This window comes from Brevundimonas sp., assembly GCF_023259385.1.
Classification (GTDB): domain Bacteria; phylum Pseudomonadota; class Alphaproteobacteria; order Caulobacterales; family Caulobacteraceae; genus Brevundimonas.
In genome coordinates, this window is the sequence record NZ_JAHFPF010000296.1 from 1 (window position 1) to 4,063 (window position 4,063).

General features: G+C 68.1%; 4 protein-coding genes. 3 read left to right on the forward strand and 1 reads right to left on the reverse strand.

The features are described 5' to 3' along the window. From yidC to Q0C81_RS17035, 3 genes are all read left to right on the forward strand, one after another. On the forward strand, positions 1-1,701 hold a 1,701-nt coding region (gene yidC, locus Q0C81_RS17025), incomplete at its 5' end, for a membrane protein insertase YidC (protein WP_291840782.1). Then, the gene (gene yihA, locus Q0C81_RS17030; RefSeq protein WP_291840783.1) at positions 1,702-2,343 is read left to right on the forward strand and encodes a ribosome biogenesis GTP-binding protein YihA/YsxC; all 642 of its coding nucleotides are present in this window, start codon (positions 1,702-1,704) and stop codon (positions 2,341-2,343) included. Between the two features lie 40 nt (positions 2,344-2,383). After that, complete coding sequence (locus tag Q0C81_RS17035; RefSeq protein WP_291840785.1) at positions 2,384-3,343, forward strand: alpha/beta hydrolase; 960 nt, start codon at positions 2,384-2,386, stop codon at positions 3,341-3,343. On the opposite strand, the gene Q0C81_RS17040 is transcribed toward Q0C81_RS17035, so the two are convergent. After that, positions 3,340-4,063, reverse strand: a 724-nt coding sequence (locus Q0C81_RS17040) for an MsnO8 family LLM class oxidoreductase (RefSeq protein WP_291840786.1), incomplete at its 5' end; no start/stop codon positions are given. The two genes, Q0C81_RS17035 and Q0C81_RS17040, sit on opposite strands and share 4 nt — an antisense overlap.

A 4,063-nucleotide genomic window follows, 5' to 3' on the forward strand; every position in this document is an offset into this window, starting at 1 on the left:
GCCGCCGAGAAGGTCGGCGACGCTCCGGCCGCTGGCGGAGCCGCCGGCACGGCGTCGCCCCCGCCCGCGACCTTCGTCGCCGATCGCACGGCCGCGCTCGGCGCCGGCCCCCGCGTCCGCATCCAGACGCCGACCCTGACCGGCTCGCTGTCGCTGACCGGCTCGCGCATCGACGATCTGTTCCTGACCAAATACCGCGAGACGATCGACAAGGACTCGCCGCCGGTGGAGCTGTTCCGCCCGCAAGGCATGCGCCACGCCTTCTTTGCGGAATTCGCCTGGGGCGGCCCGAACATTCCCGGCGGGGTGCCGACGGCCGCGACCGCCTGGCAACTGACCGAGGGCTCGGTCCTGACGCCGACGACCCCGATCAAGCTGGTGTGGGACAATGGTCAAGGCCTGCGCTTCACCCGCCAGATCACCGTGGACGAACAGTATCTGTTCACCGTCACTGACACGGTCTCCAACTTCAGCCCGCGTCCGGTGACCTTGAACGCCGTCTCCGGCATTCAGCGTCAGGGCATCCCCGACGACCTGGGCAAGAACCAGGTCCTGCACGAGGGCGCCATCGGCACCTTCGGCACCGACGGTTCGTACACCACCACCCAGCTCAAGTACGGCGCCTGGGCCAAGAAGCCGAACCAGGAGCACAGCTCCACCGGCGGCTGGATGGGCATCACCGACAAATACTGGCTGGCGGCGCTGATCCCGAGCCAGGACGAGAAGATCGAGGGCGCCTTCCGTGTCGTCGATTCGGCCCATGCCGACATCCACCAGGCCAACATGGTCGGCGAAGCGCGGACCATCCAACCGAACGCCACGATCACCGAGACGACCCGCCTGTTCGCCGGCGCCAAGCGCAACGAGATCCTGGCCGGCTACGAGAAGAGCCTCGATCTGCCGCGCTTCATCTACGCGATCGACTGGGGCTTCCTGTTCTTCCTGACGCGGCCGATCTTCCTGCTGGTCGAGTTCTTCTACGGACTGGTCGGCAACTTCGGGATCGCCATCCTGCTGCTGACCCTGACCGTGCGCCTGATCATGTTCCCGCTGGCCAACAAGAGCTACGAGAGCATGTCCAAGATGCGGAACCTCCAGCCCAAGATGGAGGAGATCAAGAAGAAGCACCCTGACGACGCGCAGAAGCAGCAGCAGGAGCTGATGGCCCTGTACCAGAAGGAGAAGATCAATCCTCTGGCCGGTTGCCTTCCGCTGCTGCTCCAGATCCCGGTCTTCTACGCCGTCTACAAGATGCTGTTCGTGACCATCGAGATGCGGCACGCGCCCTTCTTCGGCTGGCTGCGCGACCTGTCGGCGCCGGACCACACCACCATCTGGAACCTGTTCGGCCTGATCCCCTGGGATCCGTCGACGGCGCCCCTGATCGGCAATCTGCTGGTCAGCCATCCGGGCGGCGGCTTCAGCCTGGGCCTCAGCGTGCTGGCCATCGTCTACGGCGCGACCATGTGGCTGCAGATGGCCATGAGCCCGCCCGCGCCGGACCCCATGCAGCGCAAGATCTTCCAGTTCATGCCGGTGGTGTTCACCTTCATCATGGCCAACTTCCCGGCCGGCCTGCTGATCTACTGGGCCTGGTCCAACGTGCTGACCATCTTCCAGCAGTACATCATCATGCACCGCTTCAAGGCCGAGAACCCGATCGACACCTTCCTGGCCCGGTTCCAGAAGGCGAAGGTCTAGTTGGACGCTTTCACCCCAGAGGAACTGGAACAGGCGCGCATCCTCTTCGCGCGTCCGGCGACCTTCGTCATGGGCTGCGCCAAGATCGAGCAACTGCCCGATCCCGACCTGCCCGAGATCGCCTTCGCGGGTCGGTCGAACGTGGGCAAGTCCAGCCTGATCAACGGCCTGGTCGGCATGCACAAGCTGGCCCGGGCCTCGAACGAGCCGGGGCGCACGCGCGAGGTCAATTTCTTCGACCTCGACGGCAAGATGCGTCTGGTCGACCTGCCCGGCTACGGCTGGGCCAAGGCGTCCAAGTCGACGGTCAAGAAGTTCCAGGACCTGGGCCGCGACTACCTGCGCGGCCGGGTGACCCTGAAGCGGGTCTATCTGCTGATCGACGCCCGCCACGGGCTGAAGTCGGTGGACACCGAGGCGCTGGACGCCCTCGACCTCGCCGCCGTCAGCTACCAGATCGTCCTGACCAAGGCCGACAAGCTGAAGAAGGGCGAGGCCGAGAAGGTCCAAGCCGAGACCCTGAAGGCCATCGCCAAACGCCCCGCCGCCTTCCCGGCGGTCATCGTCACCTCGGCGGAAAAGGGCGACGGCATGCCCGAACTGCGCGCCGAGATCATGCGCACGACGGGCGTCGAGCTCTAAACGGCTTGCGCCTGTTCGCGCCCGGTGATCGGGTGCGTCCATGCAGACCCGCCACATCCAGACCGACGGCCTGACCCAGCAGATCCTCGAGGCCGGCTCCGGCCCGCTGGTCCTGCTGATCCACGGCTTCCCCGAACTCGGGATCAGCTGGCGCGCCCAGGTGCAGGCCCTGGCCGGCGCCGGCTATCACGCGGTCGCCCCCGACATGCGCGGCTATGGCGGGACCGACAAACCCGCCGAGCGCGAGGCCTATTCCATCCTCCATCTGGTCGGCGACATGGTCGATCTGGTCCGGGCGCTGGGCCATCAGGCCTGCACCGTCGTCGGGCACGACTGGGGCGCGCCGGTGGCCTGGCACTGCGCCCTGATGCGGCCCGACGTCTTCACCGCCGTCGCCGCCCTGTCCGTGCCGCTGCAGCCGCGCCGGGCCAAGGGGCCGCCCACCGTCGCCATGGCCGCCATCACCAGGCGCGCGGGCCTGGGCGAGCTGTACATCAACCAGTTCCAGGCCCCGGACGCCCACGCCGTCTTCGAGACCGACGTGGCGGCGGGCCTGCGCAAGGGCTTCTGGGCCTATGACGGCGCCACCCCGCCGGAGCTGCAGTCGACCGGCTTCATCCAGCCCGGCGAAAACTTCATCTCCACCGTCCCCGAGGACGCGCCCCTGCCGCCGTGGATGAGCCCGGAGCATTTCGCGGAATACGTCGCGGCCTTCTCGGCGGGCGGCTTCCGCGCCCCGCTGGACTGGTATCGATGCATCGACCTGAACTGGTCGCTGACGGCCTTCCTGCAGGGGGCGCGGGTCCGCGTCCCGGGCGCCTTCATGGTCGGCGACCGCGACCCCGTCCGTCACTATTCGGGCCAGCACGAGACGGGACTGAAGGACATCGTCCCCGACCTGCGCTCGCAGGTCGTCGTCCCCGGCGCCGGCCACTGGATCCAGCAGGAACGGCCCGAGGCGGTGAACGCGTGGCTGATCGATTTCCTGAAGGGGCTCTAGAGCCCGCCGATCGCCTCGGCCGTCACCTCGAGGCTGTGCAGCCGGGCGTCCAGGTCGTGGATCATGCCGGTGACCATCACCTCGTCCACCTTGGTCAGGGCGATGAACTCGGCCAGCTTGGTCCGCACGGTCTCCACCCCGCCGACGGCGGCGTAGGTCAGGCGGCTCTCGACCGCCGCGATCTGACGGGCGTCCAGCACCGTGGTGATGTCGTCCACCGCCGGCTTCAGCTTGCCGGGCTTGCCGGTGACCACCGCGGCGAAGGCCTGCTGCATCGAGGTCGAGACGCGCTGCGCCTCCGCGTCGCTGTCGGCGGCGAAGACGTTGATGGCGGCCATCGCATACGGCGCGGCCAGTTGCTTCGACGGCCGGAACCCGGCGCGATAGGTCTCCAGCGCCTGGAGCAGAAGCTCGGGCGCGAAATGGCTGGCGAAGGCGAAGGGCAGGCCCAGGTGAGCGGCCAGTTCGGCGCTGAACAGGCTGGAGCCCAGCAGCCAGACCGGCACCTTGGATCCCGCCCCCGGCCAGGCGGTGACCCGCTGACCCTCGACCGGATCGCCCAGGAAGTTCTGCAGCTCCATCACGTCGCGCGGGAACTGGTCGGCGGCCTCGAAATAGCGGCGCAGCGCCCGGGCGGTCTCGCTGTCGGTGCCGGGCGCGCGGCCCAGCCCCAGGTCGATCCGGTCCGGATAGAGGGCGGCCAGGGTCCCGAACTGTTCG